Here is a 22,268-nt window from a genome sequence, read left to right as displayed (position 1 = left end):
CACGCGGCCTCCCCGATGTTTTGGGCGGACGCTCCTCACACGATGAAGAAATCGGCGTTGGTGAGCGCGTGTCCGCCATAGAGCTCGGCGAACAGGTAGTTGCCGCCAGCGGCGTTGCCGTTGCTGTCGTACCAAAGCCTGCCAGATTCGCTGTCGTAGATGATACGGTCGTCGGCGTCCTGTGCGGCGCCTGTGTTGTTGATCCTGAACTGGCCGGCCAACAAGGTGCCGAGGCCGCCACCGCCGCTACCACTGGCTTGCGTGAAGATAAAATCGTCCAGCTGGATCGTGTCGTCGACGGGCTTGAAGTCGGTGATCGTGTCGATGTTTGTTGCACCGAGCGCCGTGTTGAAGACGAAGCTGTCATTGCCGTAGCCGCCCGTCAGGGTGTCGGCGCCTTCCCGGCCATTCATCCCGTTGTTGGCGCCGTTGCCGACGATGGTGTTGGCGAGGCTGTTGCCTGTCGTGTTGATGTTGCCCGAGCCGGAGAGCCGGATCACCTCGACGAACTGGTCGACAAAAGCCTTGGACACGGTGGTGTAGACGGTGTCGGTGCCGGCGACATTGGCTTCGATCGTTTTGTCGAGCACATTGTCGACATAGTAGGTGTCGTTGCCCAAGCCGCCTTGCATGACATCAATGCCGCCGCGCCCGTCGATGGCGTTGTTGCCGGCATTGCCGGTGATGGTGTTGTTGAGGTTGTTGCCGATGGCGTTGATCGAGTCGGTGCCCAAAAGCACCATGTTTTCGACGAACTGCGACACCACCGAGAAGCTGACGCTGGTCTGCACGGTGTCCGTGCCGGCGCCATTGGCCTCGATTGTGCGGTCGAGCACATTGTCGACATAATAGGTGTCGTTGCCGGTGCCACCGCTCATCGTGTCTGCGCCGCCGCGGCCATCGAGGGCATTGTTGCCGCTATTGCCGGTGATGGTGTTGTTGAGGTTGTTTCCGACGGTGTTGATCGAGCCGGCGCCCAGCAGCACCATGTTCTCGACGAACTGCGACGCCACCGAGAAGCTGACGCTGGTCTGCACGGTATCCGTGCCGGTGCCCGCACCGTTCGCCTCGAATACCTTGTCGCCTATGCTGTCGACAATGTAGGTATCGTTGCCCGTGCCGCCGTTGAGCGTGTCGTTGCCGGCCCCGCCATTCAGCGTGTTGGCCAAGCCATTGCCGCCGAGCGTGTCATTGAAGGCGCTGCCGATAAGCCCTTCGATGCTGTTGTATGTGTCGCCTGCCGCGTCGCCGGTGTTGAGACCTGGGAAGTCGAGCCGCGCCGTCAGGCCGGCGGTCGCGCCGGCATAGCTGGCATAATCGGCACCATTGCCGCCGTCGAGCGCATCCGCGCCGAGCCCGCCGATGAGCGTGTCGTCGCCATCGCCGCCACGAAGTGTGTTGGCAAGCCCGTTGCCGACGAGAACGTCATTGAAGGCGCTGCCGATCAGACCTTCGACGCCGACATAGCTGTCGCCGGCGGCCTCGCCGGTGTTGAGACCGGGGTTATCGAGCCGCGCCGTCAGGCCGGCGGTCGCGCCGGCATAGCTGGCATAATCGATACCATTGTCGCCGTCGAGCGCATCCGCGCCGAGCCCGCCGATGAGCGTGTCGCTGCCGGCGCCCCCGTTCAGCACGTCGTTGCCGCCGTTGCCGGCCAACGTGTCGTTGCCTGCAAGACCGGAGAGTGTCTCCGGGACATCAAAGCCGATCAGGTAGTCGTCGCCCGCCGTCCCGGAGTTTCCGGCATGGAAGACGCGCTGATAGACGCCCCAGCCGGAACCGTCCTGGCCGGCAGACTGCCACGTCACCACCCAGCCGCCGTCGGCAAGCGCCGTGATCTGCGGATTGACCTGGTCATGTATCACATAGCTGTTGACCTGGGTCTCGCGGCCCAGGGCCGAACCGTCGGCATTGTAGGCCTGCTGATAGACGCCGTACCCCAAACTGTCCTGGCCGTCGGAGTGCCACGTCACTACCCAGCCGCCGTCGGCAAGCGCCGTGATCTGCTGATCTTCCTGGTTACTTGTCACATGGCTGTTGACGCGGACCTCGCCGCCCCGGGACGAACCGTCGGCATTGTACGCCTGCTGATAGACGCCGTACCCCAAACTGTCCTGGCCGTCGGACTGCCACGTCACCACCCAGCCGCCGTCGGCAAGCGCCGCGATCTGCTGACCTTCCTGGTTACTTGTCACATGGCTGTTGACGCGGACCTCGCCGCCCCGGGACGAACCGTCGGCATTGTACGCCTGCTGATAGACGCCGTACCCCAAACTGTCCTGGCCGTCGGACTGCCACGTCACCACCCAGCCGCCGTCGGCAAGCGCCGCGATCTGTGCTAAGTCCTGGTTAGAGTTCACATGGCTGTTGACCCGGACCTCGCCGCCCCGGGCCGAACTGTCGGCATTGTAGGCCTGCTGGTAGATGCCGTAGCTCGAACCGTCCTGGCCATAGGACCCCCACGTCACCACCCAGCCGCCGTCGGCAAGCGCCGCGATCTGTGGTGAGTCCTGGTCAGAGTTCTCATAGCTGTTGACCCGGACCTCGCGGCCCCAGGCCGAACCGTTGGTCTTGTAGGCCTGCTGATAGACGCCGTACCCCAAACTGTCCTGGCCGGCGGACTGCCACGTCACCACCCAGCCGCCGCCGGAAAGCGCCGTGATCTGGTGTGCGTGTTGGTCTAAGTCCGTATGGCTGTTGACCAGGACCTCGAAGCCCCAGGCCGAACCGTCGGCATTGTAAGCCTGCTGAAAGACTTCCTCGAAAGAACCGTCGTCGAAGTCGGACTGCCACGTCACCACCCAGCCGCCGTCGGCAAGCGCCGTGATCTGCGGATCGTACTGATCACCTGGCACATAGCTGTTGACCCGGACCTCGCCGCCCCGGACCGAACCGTCGGCATTATAGGCCTGCTGAAAGACGTCATAGCGAGAAGTGTCGTAGTCGCGGGATTCCCACACCACCACCCAGCCGCCGCCGGCAAGCGCCGTGATCTGCGGGCCAAATTGATGATCGACCGTGTGGCTGTTGACCCTTGTCTCTGTGCTGCAAATGATCGCCATGTATCCCGCCTCTGTCACGAGTCTGCTGCAACTGTCAAAACAACCTCCCCCGGGCCGAATCGGCTCGATTTGCCCGTATGTTGGTGCGTGTAACGGAGGTCGTTCGTTGTGCGCACAACCTCTGCTTTAAAAAGGTCGCCTTGAAAACCGCTTGCGTGCGGAAAGGACTTGGAATTCAGTGTCTTTTCCTGGAAAAGGGCCATGGAAATTCCGCGAGAGGAACAACGGTGGCGAGAGATATCGACCGCAAGCTGCGGGTTACGGCCGCCGTGCTGGGCACGATCACGATCAAGGATCTCGCGGCGGCCTTCCGGCGCATCAACCCTGCGACGCCTTTCGACATCGATCGCGCTCACAAATGGATGCAGGGCCGCGCCAGTCCGCGCCAGCTTCAACTTTACGAGGACTGGGCCAGGCTGCTCGATCTCGACCAGCCCAGCGGCTGGATCGCCGAATCGGACGCCGAGGCTTTCCTCGACGCGATCTGCGTTCGGCACAATCGCGACCGCGAAACGCTGAAGCGGCACATCGAGGTTTCGAACGGCTTTGCCGCTCAGCCAGAGCGCGGGCTCATGCTCGCAGGCACCTACGCGTGCTATTCCCACGCCTGGTCGCCTTATTTTCGCGCCCGGATCATCCGGGGAGAACTGTCGATCGCGCCGGGACCAACTCCCAACCGGCTGCGGGCAAGCTACGCGGAGGTCCTACCGACCGGCCTGCTCCGTCTCGAAGGATCGGTTTCGGTCGAAAAGCGAACTGTCCATCTCGACCTGCGCGAGCCGGGAGGCGATGCGCATTTCGTCTATTTTCTGGTCCCACCCACGCCGCCTGTCAGCATCCTGGCGGGGCTCATGTGCGGCGCCACGATCATCGGTCCCGCGGCCCAGCCTTCCGTGACACGTATCGCGATGGTCAAGCTTCCCGCCCCCAGCCCCCGGCTCGGCGCGGCCGAGGCATATCTGCCGCCGCAGGACTCGATCGCCGAGGACCTCGTCGCGCTGGGCCTGGCGATCGTCGATCCCGCCGCCGTCGACCGGCATCTTGCCGTATTTCTGGCAGCGGGAAACGGTCTCGACCAGATCCCGGCCAGCGATTATCAGCCGCTGGTCGAATCGCTCGACCGGGCATGGCTGGAAGTTCCGAAGAACGCCAATCCGCGAAGTTTCGAACCGGTGGCTGGGGCGTCCGCAGCCCCTGCACCCGCTTCGCCGCCCTGACGGGAAACGACCCGGGACAGGTTTTGTTCTCACACAATGAAGAAATCAGCGTTGATGAGCGCCAGCCCGGCGTGCAGCGTGCGAAGAGGTAGCGGCCGTCAGCGGTGCTGCCATTGCTGTCGCAGATCAGCCGCCCCGGCGTTGGTCTCGTAGACGATGCGGTCGTTGCCGTCCTGCGCCGTCCGCGCCTTCCTTAGTCCGGCTCGCGCGAAGCTAGCCTTTCGCTACATACTTACGCCAGCTGTGGGCACTGCGGAAGCCGAGAACTTCCTTGATCTTTCGATTGGAGAGCAACGTTTCATATTCGCCGAGTTCGCGCCTGACGGGCACCCCCGGGTAGAAGCGTTCGAGCAGTTCCTTCGTCGGCAGGTCGGACGAGGTGTCGTCGTTCGCCGCGTTGAACACCTGGTAGCCGAGCCCGTCCTTTTTGACGGCAAGGTCGGTGATCTGCCCCAGGTCGCGCGCATCGATGTAGCTCCAGGCGATCCTCTTGCGGAATCCGGGGTCGGCGAACCATTTCGGGAACAGGCTGTATTCGTGCGGCTCGATCACATTGCCGATGCGCAGCGCATAGATGTCGAAGCCGCTGCGCAGCGCGAAGGCGCGCGCCGTCTGCTCGTTGACGATTTTCGACAGCGCGTAGCTGTCCATCGGGTCGACATCGTATTCCTCGTCGAGCGGAAAGTAGGCCGGCTCGCGCGGCTCGTTGGCGAAGACCAGGCCGTAGGTCGTCTCGCTCGACGCGATCACCACCTTCCTGATGCCGAGCTTCACCGCGGCCTCGATCACGTTATAGGTGCCGAGCGCGTTGATGCGGAACACCTCGTTGTCGGTCGTAATCATGATGCGGGGGATGGCGGCGAAATGCACGACCGCGTCCACCGGCTGCGGCCGGAGCGACGGATCGAATTCGTGCAGGCCCATATAGCTCGACAGCGCGTTAAAGACCTGGCCGCTGTCGGTGATGTCGGCGATCAGCGTCCGGACCTTCGGGTTGTCGAGCGGCTTCGTGTCGATGTTGAGCACTTGGTGGCCCTGCTCGACGAGATACTGGACGACGTGCTTTCCCGCCTTGCCGCTTCCGCCGGTGAACATGATCCGCTTGGACATCGTAAATCTCCGCTTTTGTTGTCTCGGGGCAGGGGCCCCGTTTTGCCTATTCGTTTTCGCCGTCGATCGCGCCGATCACGGCGTCGGTCACCATGCGCGTCGTCGCCCTCCCGCCCAGGTCCGGGGTGTGGAGCGAGGCGTCGCGCGTGACCCGCTCGACGGCACGCATCAGCCGGGCCGCGGCGGCGTGCTGGCCGAGATGGCCGAGCATCAGGCTCGCCGTCCAGAACGTCGCAACCGGATTTGCGATGCCTTTGCCGGCGATGTCGTAGGCCGAGCCGTGGATCGGCTCGAACATGGACGGGAAGTTTCGCTCCGGATTGAGGTTGGACGTGGGCGCGATGCCGATCGATCCGGCAAGTGCGGCGGCGAGATCGGAAAGGATATCGGCGTGGAGGTTGGTCGCCACGATCGTGTCCAGCGACTGCGGCTGCAGCGTCATGCGCACGGTCATGGCGTCGACCAGCATCTTGTCGCAGGCGACATCCGGAAATTCGCCGGCCACTTCCGCGGCGATCTCGTCCCACAGCACCATCCCGTGGCGCTGGGCGTTCGATTTGGTCACGACGGTCAGGCGCTTTCGCGGGCGCGAGCGGGCAAGCTTGAAGGCGAAGCGCATGATCCGCTCGACGCCGGTGCGGGTGAAGACGGAAACTTCCGTCGCGACTTCCGACGCCAGGCCGCGATGCGTCCGCCCGCCCTGGCCGGAGTATTCCCCTTCGGAATTTTCGCGGACGATCACCCAGTCAAGCTCGCCGCCGTTAACGCCGCGCAGCGGGCTGACGATGCCGGGCAGCACGCGCGTCGGCCGGACATTGGCGTACTGGTCGAAGGACTGGCAGATCGCCAGCCGAAGCCCCCAGAGCGTCACGTCGTCGGGCACGTCCGGAGCGCCGACGGCGCCGAACAGGATGGCGTCGTGTTCCCTGATCCGGCTTAGGCCGTCGGCGGGCATCATGACGCCGTGCCGTTTGTAGTGGTCCGAGCCCCAGTCGAACGCGTCGAAGCGCAGCTGGAACGCGCCGTCCCGGCGCGCGACGGCCTCCAGCACCTCGATGCCGGCCGGTATGACTTCCTGGCCTATCCCGTCGCCCGGGATCGCCGCTACGCGAAATGTCTGCATCATCGGCATTCGCCTTTCAATTCCGTTGCGGCGCGCCCGCGCATCTCGCCGATGCGCCTCGCGCCAGTGTTCCGATGGCTATTGATGCGATGGCGAGATGATTTTGTCGGTGTTGGCCAGGAGCTTGCGAACCGAGTTGCGCGCCGCGTCCGGGCGTTGCAGGCGGATGTTCTTCTCGATGTTTTCATGCAGCTTCTGCGCCTGGGGCAGGTCGCTCAGTTCGCGCGTGGTGAAGGCGAACAGGTGGCTCAGTGCCGATTCGATCAGCACGCCGAGCGGGACGAGCAGGTCGTTGCCGGACGCGCGCAGGATCGCCAAGTGAAAACGCGTGTCGGCCTGGGTCCGGGCCGAGAGCGAATTCGCCTCGCCGATCTCGCGGCAGGCGGCGCTGATCTCGGCCATCTGCTCCTCCGACCGGCGTTCCGCGGCAAGTGCAGTCGCCTCCGGCTCGATGATATGGCGGAATTCCTGGACGGTCCGCAAGAACGCCTCGCGGTCGGGAGACATGGCGTACCAGCCCAGAACGTCGCGATCGAGCAGGTTCCACCGCTCCCTGGGCTCCACCCAACTGCCCACCTTCGGACGCGAGGCGAGCAGGCTCTTCGCCATCAGCATCTTGATGGCCTCGCGCACCGCCGAGCGGCTGATCTCGAAAGTCTCCGACCATTTGGCCTCGTTCGGCAGGATGCTGCCGGGGGGATAATCGCCGCGCACGATGCGAAGGCCGATCTCGTTGGCCAGCGAGGCGTGCACGCTGGTCCCCGGAATGCGAGCGGCGTCGGAGCGCCAGGCGGTCGGGGAGCGCGGGGCGGCTGCCGCCAGGTCGGCCGGTGCCCGAAGCCGCTTTGCTTTTGCTTCCCGCATCTTCGTCATTTCAGCTTTCTGAGCCCTTGCCCGCATCGAACGCGGCGGCAACGGCCAAACCAGGCCGCCGGCGAATGCTTCCGCAGGCGGCTTGTTCGCATCCGGCAGGTGAACCGGCGGGAAACGCGCCCGTTGCCGGGCGCGTTTCGAGCGCGGTTATTTCTGGATGCAGGTGTCGACCGTATCCTTCGTGCACTCGTCGAGGCCGGTGAACACCGGATCCTCGACCGGCTTGCCTTCGATCAGGTCGATCATCACCGACGGAGCCTTGTAGCCCATCTCGAACGGCCGCTGGCCGACGAGCGCGGTCACCAGGCCCTCCTTGGCGATCGCCACTTCGTCGCCGATGGTGTCGGCGGCGCCGATGACGAACTCGTTGCTAGCGATCTTGTCGGCCATCGGCTTGAACAGGTCGCGATAGGGCTGCGGCGCGCCGAACAGCGGCCAGCCGCCCATGATGCCGAAGCCGGCGAGGTCGGGGTTGGCGGCGAGGATATCCGTCATCGCCTGCACGCCCTTGGTGCCGTCGTCATTGGTGAAGACCGGGCATCCGGCAACCTCGGTCCAGCCGCCTTCGCCCTTGAGCTCCGTCAGCCCCTCCTGGCCCGACAGGGAATCGCGCCAGCCTTGCGCGCGCCGCGCGATGTTGTCGGCGCCGGGGTTGCCCTGGATCGAGCACACCTTGCCGCCATCCGGCTTCGCTTCCTTCATGTAGTCGCCAATGCGCTTGCCCATCAGGTAGTTGTCGGTGCCGAGATAGGTCTTGCGAAGTGCTGCGTCTTCCTTGGCGAGATCGGCGTCGAGCGTCATGATCGGCACGGTCGCATTGGCTGTCTTGATGGTCTGGGCGATCAGCTTGGCGTTCGACGGCGAGATTGCCATCGCCACCGTGCTGGGCTTACCGAGCATATCCTGCACGATCTGCGCTTCGCCGGCCTCGTCCGAAGTCGATGCCGGGCCGGTATAGAAGCATTCATATTCGGAATTGGCGTTTTCCGAATTCCACTTTTGGCAGCCCTGGTTGATCGCCTCGAAGAAGGGGTTGTCGAGACCCTTCACCACGATGACCAGCTGCTTCTTCTCTTGCGAGAGCGCCTGGCTCGCCCCGAGCGCCAAAGCGGCGGTAGCGGTGAGCAATAACAATTTCCTCATTCATTCCTCCCTTTTAAAACAGACGGACACGACGTGCCCGCCACACAAAATCAACCCGGATACCAGACAGTGCGAGGATCGTTCTGCGAACGCTCGTACTGCCAGGCCGAATCGACAAGCATTTCCAGATCGTAGTCGGGTTGCCAGTCCAAGAAATACTTGGCCTTGCTGTTATCCATCCAGTTCGAGTGGAACCGGCTTGGAATGTCGATGGACCGCAGGCCGCGCGTGCGGGCCAGATATGCGGCGACCTCGCCATAGTCGACGGGGCGATCCATGCAAATGTTGAAGAGCTGCCGCTTGGCGCGCGGGTTGTCGATCGCCGCCAGAATCGCAGAGACCAGGTCGTCGACATGCACAAAGTTGCGCTTCAGCGGCTGGCCTTCGGCGTCGCGCAGCAGGGGCACCGTGCCGTCCTCGGCATAGCGCCTGGCGTCGGCCTCCGGCACGAGCGTCTTCCAGTCCGGCCCGCCGAATACGTCGTCGCCAAACGACAGGGTGTACTTGAAGTCGTCCTTTTCCATGATCCACGGCGCGCGCAGGCAGCAGCCATTGGTATCGTACTGGATGCCGAACTGCTCGAGCAAGACCTCTTCCAGGACTTTGGAAAGGGCGTAGCACCCCGGATAGGCCATGTGGGGCGCGTCCTCGGTGATCGGCCCGTCGTGGCGGTGATGGAAATGGCCCACGCCCGCGTCGCCGCCGATGAGGATGAACTGGCGCGCCGCCGGGCTCAGGCGGAATTCCTCCAGCAGCCAGAACAGGCCCTTGACCGTCACGTCCATGACCTGGTCGGGCGTTTCCTTGCAGGTGGCGAGATGAACCACATGGGTCACGCCATCCAGCGCCGCGGCAGCCACCTCGCGGTCGGCGATCGAGCCGCGCGCGACTTCCACGCGATCGGTCTCGTCGAGCAGGCGGTTATGGCAGAGCGCGCGAATGCGAGCCCCGGAAAACCGCGGATCGGATATAAGCCGAGCGATCAGGCTGCGCCCGACCTTGCCCGTGGCTCCGGTGACAAGGATAAGCATCCGCTTCCTCCCGCGGCCAACTAATATCGGCGAACTTCGCCCGTCAACGGGTATTTGTCCTATAAAACGGATTTTTCCGAACTCCCGGTCGATTTGTCCGACAATCGCGATTGACGCCCGCTCCGGGGTGGGCATAATTTGCGGCAGCGTTTCGCCTGGGAGGGGAAAGGCAAACGGCATTTTGCCGATGGCGTCCGCGTTCACCGATCGATCGGTTCCGGACTGCTGGCGGCGGTACGGAAGGCAGGAAATCGGGTGGCGGTTCTAGAACTCAACAATATTTCAAAACATTTCGGCGCCATCCAGGCAGTCAATGACGTGTCGCTTGCCATTGAGCCCGGCGAGGTTGTCGGCCTGATGGGCGACAATGGCGCCGGCAAGTCGACGCTGGTCAAGATGATCGCCGGTAATTTCGCGCCAAGCCAAGGCATGATGAAGATGGATGGCGCGGACCTGGTGCTTCACAAGCCGGTGGACGCGCGCCGGCACGGCATCGAGATCGTCCACCAGGACCTGGCGCTGTGCGACAACCTGACCGCGGCGGCGAACGTCTTTCTCGGCCGCGAGCTTCGCAGGGGAATCTGGCCGCTCAGCGTCCTCGATTATGCGACGATGTACCGGCGCGCCGGCGAAATCTTCAAGGAACTGAAGTCGGAAACACGGCCGCGCGATCTCGTCAAGAAGATGTCCGGCGGCCAGCGCCAGGCGGTGGCGATCGCCCGCACCAGGCTGTCGAACGCCAAGATCGTGCTGATGGACGAGCCGACGGCGGCGATCTCGGTGCGTCAGGTGGCCGAGGTGCTGAATCTTATCCGGCGCCTGCGCGACCAGAACATAGCGGTCGTGCTGATCAGCCATCGCATGCCCGACGTGTTCGACGTGGCCGACCGGGTGATCGTGATGCGGCGCGGCCGCAAAGTCGCTGACAAGCAGATTGCCAAAAGTTCGCCGGAAGAAGTCACCGGGCTCATTACCGGCGCCATCGAACAGGTATCGTAGAGCTGCTCGTCAGCATTGGGAGGAACGAAGGTCGACGATGGCAATCACTCTTGACCAGACTATCGAACAAAAGCAGCAGAGCTGGCTTTCGGCAATTTTGGGCAGCCAGACATTCTGGGTCCTGGTCGCCGTCATCCTCGCCTGCATATTCCTGTCTTTTGCGACGGACTCCTTCGCGACAACCAGGAACCTCTACAACATCACCCGCAATGTCACCTTCGTTGCGATCATCGCGCTCGGCATGACGATGGTTATCATCACCGGCGGCATCGACCTGTCCGTCGGCTCGGTGCTTGCCCTGTGCTCGATGGTGCTTGGCGTCACCATGCATGCGGGCTACGGCATCGAAATCGGCATCGCCGCCGCAATCGGCACGGCGCTGGTCATCGGCGCCTTCAACGGGATACTGATCGCCTATCTCGGCTTTCCATCTTTCGTGGTGACGCTCGGCATGCTGTCGATCGCCCGCAGCCTGGCGATGGTGGCCTCCGGAAACACGGTGGTTTTCGAATTCGGTCCCGATCACGACAAGCTTCTGGCGCTTGGCGGCGGCGCGTGGCTGTTCGGCATCGCCAACCCTGTGCTTTACATGATCGTGCTGGCGCTGCTGACCGGCTTCGTGCTGCGCTGGACCAAGTTTGGCCGCCACGTCTTTGCCATCGGCGGAAATGAGCATGCAGCGACGCTGACCGGCGTGCCGGTCAAGCCGATCAAGGTCGCGGTCTACGTAATATCGGCGCTTTCGGCGGGCATTGCCGGCATCATCCAGACCGGCTGGCTCGGCGCCATCACCACCAACATAGGCACCGGCTTGGAACTGCAGGTCATCGCAGCGGCAGTCATCGGCGGCGCAAATCTCGCCGGCGGCGTCGGCACGGCATTCGGCGCGCTTGTCGGGGCCGCGCTGATCGAGGTCATCCGCAACAGCCTCGGCCTGCTCGGCATCAACGCCTTCTGGCAGGGCACCTTCATCGGCGGCGCCATCATCTTCGCGGTGCTGTTCGAACGGGTGCGCAACTTCCGCCAGTCGGAATAACGGGCACGGAGTGCCGGATAAGGGCATGTCATAGGATAAAGCAGGTCTTGCCGGCGATCGCTACCTGAGGAGGAGTTTCGGTCAACGGTTGAATACGGATTCCGATCCGGCGCGCTTCGGCTGCCGGCGCGGGGCATGGGAGAAGGACAGAAGCACAGCCAATATCTGCAAACGGGAGGAATATCGATGATCAGGACCGTAATCGGCGGCATCGTTGCCGCCACTGCACTCGTCATGTTGAATACGACGGCCATGGCCGAGCCGGAAATCGTGGCCGGCCCATCCGCCGAGCCGGAATGTTTCGCGCCGTGGTCGGCCGACACCAAATTCCTGAAATACCCGAAGAAGGAAGGTCCGTTCCGGATCGCGCTTGCCAACGGCTACATCGCCAACACCTGGCGCATCCAGATGATCCAGACCGCCAAGGCCTATGCCGCGCAGCCGGAGGTCGCGGCGAAGCTCAAGGAGTTCAAGGTCGTCTCCACCGGCGAGGACGTGCCGGCGCAGATCTCGGCGATCAACAACTTCATCGATTCAGGCTATGACGCGATCGTCGTCAACGCGCAGAACCCGACAGCCTTCGCGCCAGTCATCAAGCGCGCCAAAGATGCTGGCGTCATCCTCGTGGCCTTCGATAACATTCTCGACACCGAAGACGCGATCAACGTCAACGTCGACCAGAAAGGCCTCGGCGTGCTGTGGGCCAACTGGCTGATCAAGCATCTACCGGAAGGCGGCAAGGTGCTCGAAGTGCGCGGCGTCGCCGGCACGTCGGTCGATACCGACCGCCACAACGGCATCCACGAGACCTTCGCGGCATCTGGCAAGAAGTGGGAAGTGGTCGAGGTTCTCGGCAAGTGGGACGACCCGACTGCCCAGAAGGCGACCGCCGACGCCATCGCCGTGCACAAGACGTTCGACGGCATCACCGCGCAGGGCGGCGACACCGGCGTCGTGCAGGCGATGATCGACGCCAAGCACCCCTGGGTGCCGATCGGCGCCGAGACCGAGAACGGCTTCCGCAAGTTCTGCGCCAAATTCTCTGCCGAAGGCTTGAAGTGCTCCTCGGCCGGCACCGGACCGGCGCAGGTCGCGGTCGCCATCAAGACGGCCATCGCGGCCTTGGAAGGCAATGTCGTTCCCCAGTCGGTCAAGCTGCCGCTGGCGATCGTCGAGGATCCCGACTTCAAGGAGAACGTGGACTACTTCCCCGACCAGTCCGATAATTTCTTCGTCGGAAACTCGTTCCCGACCTGCGGCATCAATTTTACCGCGCAGGAGATCATGGGCCAGTCGGAAGCGAACCAGTAGGCAAGGCTCGCGCTGCCCCTCACCCTTACCCTCTCCCCGTGAAGAACGGGGAGAGGGGGTCGCCAGCGTCGCGGCCAGATCTCCTCTCCCCGTCCTTACGGGGAGAGGATGCCGGCAGGCAGGTGAGGGGCAGGAACGGGCCTATCAGTATTAGCTCGGACCTGAGCGAGAGAGCCGATGTTTCCTGAGAAGGCAGCGAAAGAAACATTGCTCTTCCAGATGGAAGGCGTTTCGAAACGCTATGGCGGAGTGCGGGCGCTGGAACAGGCGGAGCTTCGCGTCCATGCCGGCCGCATCCACGCCATCCTGGGCGAGAACGGCGCCGGCAAGTCGACGCTCATCAAGATCATGGCCGGCGTCGTGGCGCCCGACGAAGGCCGCATGACGATGGACGGCGGCGAAGTCTCCTTCGCCTCGCCGGCCGAGGCCAACAAGGCCGGCATCGCCTGCATATTCCAGGAACTGTCGCTGATCCCCGACCTCAGCGTCGCCGACAACATCATCATCTCCGACCCGCCGAAGAAATTCGGCATGATCGACCGCAAGGCGCAGCGCAAGATCGCGGAAGAGGCGCTGGCCCGCGCGGGTGCCGCCGATATCCACCCGCGCGCGCTGGTCAAGGATCTGCCGCTCTCGCGCCGACAGATGGTCGAAATCGCCAAGGCGCTGGCGCGCAAGCCGCGCATCCTGATCCTCGACGAGGCCACCTCGGCGCTCACCGCGGCCGACGTGGCTAAGGTGTTCGCCGTGCTGAAGCGCCTGCGCTCGGAGGGACTCGCGCTTCTCTACATCTCGCACCGCATGCATGAGATCGCCGAACTCGCCGACGAGTGCACGGTGTTTCGCAACGGCCGCAACGTCGCCACCTACAAGGCCGGCAGCAAGTCCGACAACGAGGTCGTGGAACTGATGATCGGCCGCGAATACAGCCACATCTTTCCGCCCAAACCGCCGGCCGTCGCCAGCAACCGTCCGCCGGTTCTCGAATGCCGCAATCTCGGCTGGAACGGCCGGCTGCGCGACATCTCGCTGTCGGTCCGGGCGGGCGAGGTGATCGGCCTTGGCGGGCTCGACGGGCAGGGCCAGCGCGAGCTGCTGCTCGCTTTGTTCGGCGTGCTGCGCGGCGTCTCGGGCGAAATACTGGTCGACGGCCGGCCCGCGTCGATCGCCAGTCCAGCGGCGGCGCGCGCCAAAGGCATCGGCATGGCGCTGATACCCGAGGACCGCAAGACCGAGGGCCTGATGCTGCCCATGACGGTGCGCGAGAACCTCTCCTTCGCCGCGCTCGACAAGGTCTCCAGCGCCGGCTTCATCGACCGCGCCGCCGAGCAGCGGCTGATCGACGAGATGGTCCGGCTGCTCGCCATCCGAACGGCGGGGATCGATATTCCCGTCGGCGCGCTCTCCGGCGGCAACCAGCAGAAGGTGGTGATCGCCAAGTGGCTGATGCGCAAGCCCCGCATCATCCTGCTCAACGACCCGACGCGCGGCATCGATGTCGGCACCAAGCAGGAGCTTTATCAATTGCTGCGCCAACTTGCGGACGCCGGCGCCGCGATCATCTTCTATTCCACCGACTATGACGAACTGATCGGCTGCTGCGACCGCGTGCTGGTGCTCTATGACGGCGCGATCAAGCGCGAACTGGCGGGCGATGAGATCACCGAGCGGGCGCTGATCGCCAGCGCGCTCAACATCAGGAGCGGCGCGGAGGCCAAGGCGGTGGGAGCGGGCGCATGAAGGACTGGCGCTACTGGGCGGCCGAACAGCGCGGCACGCTGCTCGCATTCGGCATCTTCGTCGCGATGTTCATCCTCTACACCGCGAACCATCCCGCCGGACTGACCGCCAATGTGGTGCAGACCGCCTCCAACAAGGGCGTGCTGCTCGCCTTCGTGGCGATGGCTCAGACGCTTGTGGTCATCACGGCCGGCATCGATCTTTCGGTCGGGATGATCTTCATCCTCACCAATTGCCTTGCCTCGTGGCTCGTCGTCGGAACGCCGATGGAGACCGCCCTCGGCGTCGCGGCGGTGCTCCTCGTCGGAGTGCTCTGCGGAGCCATCAACGGCGCGATCGTGATCTACGGACGGCTGCAGCCGATCGTCACCACCATCGCCACGGGCGCCATCTATTTCGGCATCGCGCTGATGCTGCGGCCGTTTCCCGGCGGCTCCGTCAACGAGGATCTGGCCGATGCGCTGACCGGCCGCCTGTTCGGCGTGGTGCCGGCGAGCCTGGTCACGCTGGTCGCCGTGGTGCTGATTATCTGGATCCCGTTCCGGCGCTCGGTCGCCGGCCGCGCCGCCTACGCCGCAGGCTCGTCCGAGGTCGCCGCCTACATGTCCGGCGTCCCGATAAGGCGTGCAAAATTCATCGCCTACACGCTCGCCGGGCTGCTCGCCTCGATCGGCGGCCTGTTCCTCACCTTCTTCACCTATACGGGCGAGGCGGCGTTTGCGAGCGGCAACGCCTACACGCTGTTCTCCATCGCCGCCGTCGTGCTCGGCGGCGTGTCGCTGTTCGGCGGCAAGGGCAGCGCCGTCGGCGCGATCTTCGGCGCCTTCGCCTTCCGCACCATCGGCGACCTCTTGTTCGTCTTCGATTTCGACCCGCTCTGGCAGCCGTTGTTCCAGGGCGTGGTGCTGCTGGTGGCCGTCAGCATCGGCGCATTCGCGCTGTTCCGGGTCAAGAACCGGCTGGAGTGGTTCGGATGAGCGACACGACCATCGCCAGCCGCATGCCCGGCTTCCTGCGCCGGGCCGACCCTGCGGTCGCGACCGCCTTTGCCTGCATTTTCCTGCTGCTGGTCTTCGGCAGCCTCTATTCGACGAGCTTCCTGTCGCCCGAATACCTGCTGCAGCAGCTCAAGGTTGCCTCGTTCCTCGGCGTCATCGCGACAGGCATGATGCTGGTCATCCTGCTCGGCCAGATCGACCTTTCCGTGCCCTGGGTGGTCGCGGTCGGGGCGATGATGGCGTGCGCGGCCGCCGCGCACGGCACGGCCGGCATGATCCTCGCAATCCCCTTCGGCGTCGCCTGCGGCGTCCTGATCGGCCTGGTCAACGGCATCGGCGTCGCCTATCTGCGCATCCCCTCCATGATCATCACGCTCGCCACCAACGCCGTCGCGCAAGGGCTGATGGTGGTCTATACGGGAGGCTTCTCGCCCCAGGATTCCGCCACGGCCGGCATGCGCTGGCTCGCGACCGGCTTCCTTTTGCCCGGCGTGCCCAACGCCGTCGTGGTGTGGGCGATCGTCGGCGCGGTCATGGTGTTCGCGCTCACCCGCACCACCTTCGGCCGCGCGGTCTATGCCATCGGCAATCGAGAGCGCGCCGCCTACCTTTCCGGCGTCGACACGCGCCGCATCGTCATGATCGCCTTCGCCGTTTCGGGCGGCCTTTCCGCCTTCGGCGGCGTGCTGCTGGCCGGCTATGCGTCGAAGGCCGCGCAATCCATGGGCGACGCCTACCTGCTGCCCTCGATCGCGGCCGTCGTGCTCGGCGGCACCTCGATCCTCGGCGGGCGCGGCTCCTATCTCGGAACCGTGGCGGGCGTCATCCTGATCACGCTCCTGCAATCGATCCTGTCGGTCATGCAGATGCCCGAAGCCGGCCGCCAGATCATCTACGGCGTCGTCATCATAGCCATGCTGCTGCTCTACGGCCGCGCCCCGGCCAGCCGGTGAGTGCCGATTATCCCCGCTTGCTATCCGGAACCACGACCAGCTTGCCAACAAAATCCTTCGCCATGAAATCCGTCTGAGCGTGGTGGAAGTCCGACAGCTTATAGACGCCGCCGACCAGGGGCCTGATCTTGCCTTCCTCGATGTAGCGGACGATGCGGCGGAAGTCCGCGCGGGTGCCCTGGCTCGACCCGTGCAGTTGCAGCTGCTTCAGATACATCGTCCTGAGGTCCAGTTGCACCACCGGCCCGGCGATAGCGCCGGCCGTCGTGTAGCGGCCCTCGGGCCTGAGGATGCGCAGCAGATCGTTGAACATCGCGCCGCCCACCAGGTCGGCGACCACGTCGATGGGCTTTCCGCCCGTCGCCTCGTTCACCGCCGCGAGCAGATCGGGAACGCCGCGCGTGATGACGGCTTCAGCGCCGATGTCCTTGACCACCTGTTCCTTGCCGGGGCCGACGATTGCATAGGGGATCGCGCCGCGCGCCCGCGCCAGTTGCACGATGCCCGAGCCGACGCCGCCCGAAGCGCCGGTCACCAGAACGCGCTCTCCGGCCTTCAGGCCGGCGCGCTCCAGCATCTGCTCGCCGGTCAGATAGGCGCAGCAGAAAGTGGCGAGCTCGACATCGGAAAGATCGGCGCGGACCAGATGCGCGTTCTCGGCCGGGAGCGTCTGGTATTCGGCGTAGCCGCCGTCGCGGCCGTGCCCCATATAATCGATGTCGGCGAGCGAATCGTCGTCGCGATTGTAGATCGAGAAATCGACCATCACCCGCTCGCCGATGCGGCTTTCCTGCACGCCTTCGCCGACCGCGACGATCCGGCCGACCGTATCGGTTCCCTGGATGCGCGGAAATGTCAGCGTGTTGCCCTGCCGCCGCCACGTCGAGACCGCCGCCGCGTCCTCTTCCGTGCCGTACGCGCCCTGGCGCACCCAGACATCGGTGTTGTTCATACCGCAGGCGGTCACCTCGACCAGCACCTCGCCGGGGGCTGGGGAGGGGACGGGGACATCAGTGCGGTATTCGAGCTTATCAAGCCCGCCATGCCCGGTGAGGAGAACGGCGGCCATGGTGGAGGGGAGGGGATTGGAGGTCATGTATGTTCCACTTGCAAGCTTGGCGCTGCCCCTCACCCTTACCCTCTCCCCGTCCTTACGGGGAGAGGGTAAGGGTGAGGGGCAGCGCGACCTATTCAGAATTAGATACTGGCAAACACCGTCTTCACCGCGTCCGCAGTCTTGGCGACCACCACATCCGCTTCCTCACGCGTCAGGCACAGCGGCGGGGCGAAACCCAGAATGTCGCCCTGCGGCATGGCGCGGCCGATGACGCCACGCTCTGCGAGCGCCGCCGCCACCTGCGGACCGATCTTCTGCGAGGCATCGAAGAACACACGGTCGTCGCGGTCGGCAACAAATTCTACCGCCGCCATCAGCCCGTCGCCGCGCACCTCGCCGACATTTTTGTGGCCGCCGACGGCCTTGGCCAGTTCGGCGCGGAAATATGCGCCGGTCTCGCCGGCGTTCGTCACCAGGTCCATCTCGTCGATCAGTTCCAGATTGGCGACGCCTGCCGCCACGCAGATCGGATGCGCCGAATAGGTCCAGCCATGGCCAAGCGAGCCGAGCTTGTCGGAACCCTGCACCAGTACCTGCCACATCCTGTCGGCGACGATCACACCCGACAGCGGCGCATAGGCCGAGGTCAGGCCCTTGGCGATGGTGATCAGGTCCGGTTTCATGCCGTAATGGTCGGAGCCGAACATGGTGCCGAGGCGGCCGAAACCGGTGACGACCTCGTCGGCGACCAGCAGCACGTCGTACTTCTTCAGCACCGCCTGGATCTTTTCCCAGTAGCCGGCGGGCGGCGGCACGATGCCGCCGGTGCCGAGGATCGGCTCGCCGATGAAGGCGGCGACCGTCTCGGGACCTTCTGCCAAAATCATCTCTTCGAGCTTGTCGGCGCAATGCTGCGAGAACTGCTCCTCGCTCATGGAGCGGTCGGCGCGGCGGAAAAAATAAGGCGCTTCCGTGTGCAGGATCGGCGCGCGCGGCAGGTCGAAGGCGTTGTGGAAGAGGTCGAGGCCGGTGAGCGACCCCGTCATCACGCCCGATCCATGATAGCCGCGCCAGCGCGAGATGATCTTTTTCTTCTCCGGCCGGCCGAGCACGTTGTTGTAGTACCAGATCAGCTTGATGTTGGTCTCGTTGGCGTCCGAGCCGGACAAGCCGAAATAGACGCGGCTCATGCCCTGCGGCGCGCGGTCGATGATCATCTTGGAAAGCGTGATCGAAGCCTCGGTGCCGTGCCCGACATAGGCATGGTAATAGGCGAGGTTCTTCGCCTGCTCGGCGATAGCGTCGGCGATCTTCTGGCGGCCGTACCCGACATTGACGCAATAGAGCCCGGCAAAGGCGTCGAGGCTGCGGCGGCCGTTGGTGTCGGTGATATAGACGCCTTCGCCGCCGGCAATAATCCGCGTCGGAGACTCGCCTCGCGCATGCGTTCCCATATGGGTCGAGGGATGGAAAAAGTGGTCGCGATCCCAGGCGGAAAGTTCGTTCGAGCGGTCAAGCATGATGGTTCCTTTCGATTATCGATTTGACGGACAGTCGCTAAGGGGCTGTGCGGATGGCGTCCGGATGAGCGCGCGCAACTTCTTCACCTCCCCGCACTTGTCTTCTGCGTTGAGGCATGGCAACTGTGTTTCAGGCATATGCTTTCTGGTCGCGTTGCATGGCGTTGAGGATGGTGAGGAGCTTTCTGGCTGCGGCGATGACGGCGAGTTTCCTGGAGCCGGAGCGGGCGGCGATGGCGCTGTAGAAGGCCTTGAAGCGCGGCGCAGCGCGGATGGCGCCGAGCGCCGCCATATAGAGCGCCTTGCGCACGCGCGGCCGGCCGCCGCGGATGGGGCGCCGGCCGCGCCGCGTTCCCGAATCGTTGTTGCGCGGCGCCAGCCCGGCCAGGCTGGCGATGGTTTTGGGCGAACGGCCTCCGAGCTCGGGCAAATGGGCGATGAGGGTGAGCGCGGTGACGGGTCCGACGCCGGGGGCCGAGCGCAGGATGGCGAACGTGGCGGCGGTGGCGGCGTCGGCTTCGGCGATGGCGCTTGCGATGACCGCCTCGATGGTCGCGATGCGCTTGGCGAGGCAGGCGACGGCCGCCTCGATGTCGGCGATGACGTCGGGATCGAAGGCTTCGCCGAGATGCCTGGCCTCGCGGGCGCGGGCCTCGACGAGCTGGTCGCGGCGGCGCGCCAAGGCGGCGATGCGCTCGCGCTGGCGGCACGGCGGCTGGTCGGGCGCCGGGGTGAAGCGGCGGCCGTAGTCGGACAGCATGCGGGCGTCGAGCTTGTCGGTCTTAGCCAGAAGCCCGCCGGCCTCGGCGAAGCGGCGGGTCTGGACGGGGTTGCGCCTGGTGCTGGCGATGCCGGCCTCGGCCAGGGCGTGGCGCAACAGCCGGTCGTGGACGCCGGTCGCCTCGAAGACGACGAAATCGCGCCCCGGCGCAAGTCCGGCCGCGAAAGCCTCGATCGGCCCGGCCCGGTTGGCGAGCCGCCGGAAGCTGCGGCTGGACGGATCGAACACGTCGAGCATGTCCTTGCAGATGTCGCAACCGATGTAGTTATGCTGTATCATCACCGTGCCTCTTCCTGTGGTGCGAGGTCTGTGCAGCAGCCTCGTGCAACTGTTCAGGTTGATGGTTTCGAAGCGGGAGGGGAGCCGAGCCATGCCGCGGCCTGTCGGGCAAAACCCGACGACCAGGATTCCCACGGCCTCCTTCCCGCGCTCACCATACGCCAAAACAAACACACAGGATTCCCGACACTCTCCGCTCGTTCCTCGCTCACGAGGTCGGGAATGACGGACTTCACAAGCGTTTCCGCAAATCGTCACCGCCGACGGTTAGCGGAACCATTAGTGCATTCGTCATTCCCGACCTCGTGAGCGAGGAACGAGCGGAGAGTGTCGGGAATCCATGCCGGAACGCAGAAGACATCAAAGTCCACTCAGAACGGCGGCTACAGTACGGACCTGGCAGGAATGAATCCGTAGAGACCACCTGAATCATGCCACGTCCAGGCACAAATACTTCAAGTCCGTAAATGCCTCCAAGCCATGCCGCGAGCCTTCCCGGCCGATGCCCGACTGCTTCACGCCGCCGAACGGGATCGGCGCGCCGGTGATCTTCACGCGGTTGATCGCAACCATGCCGTAGTCCAGCGCGCGGCCCATGCGCAACTGGCGCGCGCCGTTCTCGGTCACGACGTAGGCGACGAGGCCGTATTCGGTGTCGTTGGCGCGGGCGACGACCTCCGCCTCCGTGTCGAAAGGCGTCACCGCCGCGACCGGGCCGAACGTCTCCTCGCGCATGATCAGCGCGTCGTCGCCGACATCGGCGATCAGCGTCGGCTGGAAGAACAGTTTTCCGGCCGGATGCCGCTTGCCACCGGTGACGAGCCGGGCGCCGCGCTCGATGGCGTCTGCGACCTGCTCCTCGACCTTGACCACGGCGCGCTCGTGCATCAGCGGGCCGATGTCGGCATCTTCCATGAGACCGTGTCCGACCTTCAGCATGGCAATGCGCTCGGCATAGGCCTCGCAGAAAGCATCATAGATGCCACGCTGCACGTAGATGCGGTTCGCGGCAAGGCAATCCTGGCCGGAGGTGGCGAACTTCGCGTCGATGGCGATCTTCACCGCGCGGTCGAGGTCGGCATCGTCGAAGACGATCAGCGGCGCATGCCCGCCGAGCTCCATCACCAGCCGCTTCATGGTCGGCGCGCATTGCGCTGCGATCAGCCGGCCGATCTCGGTCGAGCCGGTAAAGGAGAGGGCGCGAACGCGGGCGTCCTCGCACATCCTGCCGACGATGGTCGCGGCGTCGCCGGTGACGATGTTGAACACGCCCGCCGGCAGGCCGGCGCGCTCGCCGAGTTCGGCCAGCGCCAGCGCCGACAGCGGCGTTTCGGAGGAGGGATGGGCGACGATGGTGCAGCCGGCGGCGAGTGCGGCGGCGGCTTTGCGGGTCAGCATGGCGGAAGGAAAATTCCACGGCGTTACCACGCCGACGACGCCAAGCGGCTCGCGCCGCACCATCATTTCCGCCCCGGGGAGGTGGCTGGTTACGCTCTCGGCGTTCAGCCGTTTCGCTTCCTCGGCATACCATTCGATGAAGGAGGCGGCGTAATCGATCTCGCCGCACGATTCCGCCAGCGGCTTGCCCTGTTCCAGCGTCATCAGCAGCGCCAGATCTTCCTTGGCGGCGACAATCAGCTCGAACCATTTTCGCAATATGGCCGAGCGCTGCTGCGGCAGCAGCGCCTTCCATTTCGGAAAAGCCTTGGCCGCCGCATCCACCGCAGCCGTGGTCTGCCCGGCGTCGAGCGCCGCCACCCAGGCGACGGCATCGCCGGTCGCGGGATCGCGCACTTCGAAGGTGCGGCCGGCCTCGCTCGCCGTCCAGTGTCCGTCGACATAGGCGAGTTCGCGCAGCAGTCTTCGGTCGGAAAGCCGGTCGAGCGCGTCGTGGCGGTGCGGTCGTGCGAAATGCGCGGACATGGAAGGGCCTCCTCGTTGCCGGGAAGCATAGACGCACGAGAACGAGAGAGTGGCTGATTAAAGTTCCGACGGGAGAGAGACTCTCTCTTAGGCGTCGGGAAAAGAGACCATC

The 22,268-nt window shown here is 64.6% G+C and carries 17 protein-coding genes; 7 read left to right on the top strand and 10 right to left on the bottom strand.

Translation table 11 applies throughout. From position 1 onward, the window contains the following. Window positions 1-35: 35 nt before the first annotated feature. Window positions 36-3,062, bottom strand: coding sequence for a hypothetical protein (locus ACG873_RS16335; RefSeq protein ID WP_394893068.1), 3,027 nt, complete (start codon window positions 3,060-3,062; stop codon window positions 36-38). A gap of 227 nt (window positions 3,063-3,289) precedes the next feature. Here ACG873_RS16335 and ACG873_RS16330 point away from each other — a divergent pair, with 227 nt between their 5' ends. Next, complete coding sequence (locus tag ACG873_RS16330; protein WP_394893067.1) at window positions 3,290-4,279, top strand: hypothetical protein; 990 nt, start codon at window positions 3,290-3,292, stop codon at window positions 4,277-4,279. A 213-nt stretch (window positions 4,280-4,492) separates the two neighbouring features. Here ACG873_RS16330 and ACG873_RS16325 read toward each other — a convergent pair whose 3' ends face one another. The 5 genes from ACG873_RS16325 to ACG873_RS16305 all read right to left on the bottom strand — a co-directional run bounded on the left by ACG873_RS16325 (window position 4,493) and on the right by ACG873_RS16305 (window position 9,559). Continuing rightward, complete coding sequence (locus tag ACG873_RS16325) at window positions 4,493-5,389, bottom strand: NAD-dependent epimerase/dehydratase family protein (protein ID WP_394893065.1); 897 nt, start codon at window positions 5,387-5,389, stop codon at window positions 4,493-4,495. Between the two features lie 46 nt (window positions 5,390-5,435). Next, window positions 5,436-6,512, bottom strand: a complete 1,077-nt coding sequence (locus tag ACG873_RS16320; protein WP_394893553.1) for a tartrate dehydrogenase — start codon at window positions 6,510-6,512, stop codon at window positions 5,436-5,438. 78 nt (window positions 6,513-6,590) lie between these two features. Then, on the bottom strand, window positions 6,591-7,376 hold the full coding sequence (locus ACG873_RS16315; protein WP_394893551.1) for a FadR/GntR family transcriptional regulator: 786 nt from the start codon (window positions 7,374-7,376) through the stop codon (window positions 6,591-6,593). Between the two features lie 156 nt (window positions 7,377-7,532). After that, window positions 7,533-8,528 carry a substrate-binding domain-containing protein gene (locus tag ACG873_RS16310; RefSeq protein WP_394893063.1) on the bottom strand — a complete coding sequence of 332 codons (996 nt, stop codon included), beginning with the start codon at window positions 8,526-8,528 and terminating at the stop codon, window positions 7,533-7,535. Between the two features lie 50 nt (window positions 8,529-8,578). Then, window positions 8,579-9,559: an NAD-dependent epimerase/dehydratase family protein gene (locus tag ACG873_RS16305; RefSeq protein ID WP_394893062.1), complete on the bottom strand. Its 981-nt coding sequence runs from the start codon at window positions 9,557-9,559 to the stop codon at window positions 8,579-8,581. A gap of 210 nt (window positions 9,560-9,769) precedes the next feature. Between ACG873_RS16305 and ACG873_RS16300 the strand changes: the two genes are divergently transcribed. The 6 genes from ACG873_RS16300 to ACG873_RS16275 all read left to right on the top strand — a co-directional run bounded on the left by ACG873_RS16300 (window position 9,770) and on the right by ACG873_RS16275 (window position 16,596). Continuing rightward, a complete protein-coding gene (locus tag ACG873_RS16300; RefSeq protein WP_394893549.1) occupies window positions 9,770-10,558 on the top strand; it encodes an ATP-binding cassette domain-containing protein in 789 nt (262 codons plus the stop codon). A gap of 37 nt (window positions 10,559-10,595) precedes the next feature. Next, on the top strand, window positions 10,596-11,594 hold the full coding sequence (locus tag ACG873_RS16295) for an ABC transporter permease (protein ID WP_394893060.1): 999 nt from the start codon (window positions 10,596-10,598) through the stop codon (window positions 11,592-11,594). 186 nt (window positions 11,595-11,780) lie between these two features. Next, entirely contained in the window at window positions 11,781-12,905 is a 1,125-nt protein-coding gene (locus ACG873_RS16290; RefSeq protein ID WP_394893058.1) for a sugar ABC transporter substrate-binding protein, read from the top strand. A gap of 177 nt (window positions 12,906-13,082) precedes the next feature. Continuing rightward, the gene (locus ACG873_RS16285) at window positions 13,083-14,645 is read left to right on the top strand and encodes a sugar ABC transporter ATP-binding protein (protein WP_394893057.1); all 1,563 of its coding nucleotides are present in this window, start codon (window positions 13,083-13,085) and stop codon (window positions 14,643-14,645) included. Then, window positions 14,642-15,622 carry an ABC transporter permease gene (locus tag ACG873_RS16280; RefSeq protein WP_394893056.1) on the top strand — a complete coding sequence of 327 codons (981 nt, stop codon included), beginning with the start codon at window positions 14,642-14,644 and terminating at the stop codon, window positions 15,620-15,622. Before ACG873_RS16285 ends, ACG873_RS16280 begins: the two co-directional genes overlap by 4 nt. Beyond that, window positions 15,619-16,596, top strand: a complete 978-nt coding sequence (locus ACG873_RS16275) for an ABC transporter permease (protein WP_394893054.1) — start codon at window positions 15,619-15,621, stop codon at window positions 16,594-16,596. The genes ACG873_RS16280 and ACG873_RS16275 overlap by 4 nt, the downstream gene beginning before the upstream one ends. Before the next feature lie 7 nt (window positions 16,597-16,603). Here ACG873_RS16275 and ACG873_RS16270 read toward each other — a convergent pair whose 3' ends face one another. From ACG873_RS16270 to ACG873_RS16255, 4 genes are all read right to left on the bottom strand, one after another. Continuing rightward, window positions 16,604-17,692 (bottom strand): alcohol dehydrogenase family protein, encoded by a 1,089-nt coding sequence (locus ACG873_RS16270; RefSeq protein ID WP_394893053.1) that lies wholly within the window; start codon window positions 17,690-17,692, stop codon window positions 16,604-16,606. A gap of 101 nt (window positions 17,693-17,793) precedes the next feature. After that, a complete protein-coding gene (locus ACG873_RS16265; protein WP_394893052.1) occupies window positions 17,794-19,173 on the bottom strand; it encodes an aspartate aminotransferase family protein in 1,380 nt (459 codons plus the stop codon). Window positions 19,174-19,303: 130 nt separating this feature from the next. After that, complete coding sequence (locus tag ACG873_RS16260; protein ID WP_394886544.1) at window positions 19,304-20,233, bottom strand: IS110 family transposase; 930 nt, start codon at window positions 20,231-20,233, stop codon at window positions 19,304-19,306. Window positions 20,234-20,662: 429 nt separating this feature from the next. Next, window positions 20,663-22,156 (bottom strand): NAD-dependent succinate-semialdehyde dehydrogenase, encoded by a 1,494-nt coding sequence (locus ACG873_RS16255; RefSeq protein WP_394893051.1) that lies wholly within the window; start codon window positions 22,154-22,156, stop codon window positions 20,663-20,665. Window positions 22,157-22,268: the final 112 nt, after the last annotated feature.

The organism is Allomesorhizobium aridi (genome assembly GCF_043769475.1).
Classification (GTDB): Bacteria; Pseudomonadota; Alphaproteobacteria; order Rhizobiales; family Rhizobiaceae; genus Allomesorhizobium.
The sequence above is the reverse complement of the archived record's forward strand: the minus strand, read 5'-3'. Positions and strand labels throughout refer to the sequence as shown.

Coding starts and splice junctions, on each gene's coding strand:
- ACG873_RS16265 (WP_394893052.1), bottom strand. CDS start 19,173: ATGCTTGACCGCTCGAACGAACTTTCCGCCTGGGATCGCGACCACTTT.
- ACG873_RS16325 (WP_394893065.1), bottom strand. CDS start 5,389: ATGTCCAAGCGGATCATGTTCACCGGCGGAAGCGGCAAGGCGGGAAAG.
- ACG873_RS16320 (WP_394893553.1), bottom strand. CDS start 6,512: ATGCAGACATTTCGCGTAGCGGCGATCCCGGGCGACGGGATAGGCCAG.
- ACG873_RS16285 (WP_394893057.1), top strand. CDS start 13,083: ATGTTTCCTGAGAAGGCAGCGAAAGAAACATTGCTCTTCCAGATGGAA.
- ACG873_RS16260 (WP_394886544.1), bottom strand. CDS start 20,233: ATGATACAGCATAACTACATCGGTTGCGACATCTGCAAGGACATGCTC.
- ACG873_RS16280 (WP_394893056.1), top strand. CDS start 14,642: ATGAAGGACTGGCGCTACTGGGCGGCCGAACAGCGCGGCACGCTGCTC.
- ACG873_RS16290 (WP_394893058.1), top strand. CDS start 11,781: ATGATCAGGACCGTAATCGGCGGCATCGTTGCCGCCACTGCACTCGTC.
- ACG873_RS16315 (WP_394893551.1), bottom strand. CDS start 7,376: ATGCGGGAAGCAAAAGCAAAGCGGCTTCGGGCACCGGCCGACCTGGCG.
- ACG873_RS16310 (WP_394893063.1), bottom strand. CDS start 8,528: ATGAGGAAATTGTTATTGCTCACCGCTACCGCCGCTTTGGCGCTCGGG.
- ACG873_RS16270 (WP_394893053.1), bottom strand. CDS start 17,692: ATGACCTCCAATCCCCTCCCCTCCACCATGGCCGCCGTTCTCCTCACC.
- ACG873_RS16275 (WP_394893054.1), top strand. CDS start 15,619: ATGAGCGACACGACCATCGCCAGCCGCATGCCCGGCTTCCTGCGCCGG.
- ACG873_RS16335 (WP_394893068.1), bottom strand. CDS start 3,062: ATGGCGATCATTTGCAGCACAGAGACAAGGGTCAACAGCCACACGGTC.
- ACG873_RS16255 (WP_394893051.1), bottom strand. CDS start 22,156: ATGTCCGCGCATTTCGCACGACCGCACCGCCACGACGCGCTCGACCGG.
- ACG873_RS16305 (WP_394893062.1), bottom strand. CDS start 9,559: ATGCTTATCCTTGTCACCGGAGCCACGGGCAAGGTCGGGCGCAGCCTG.
- ACG873_RS16295 (WP_394893060.1), top strand. CDS start 10,596: ATGGCAATCACTCTTGACCAGACTATCGAACAAAAGCAGCAGAGCTGG.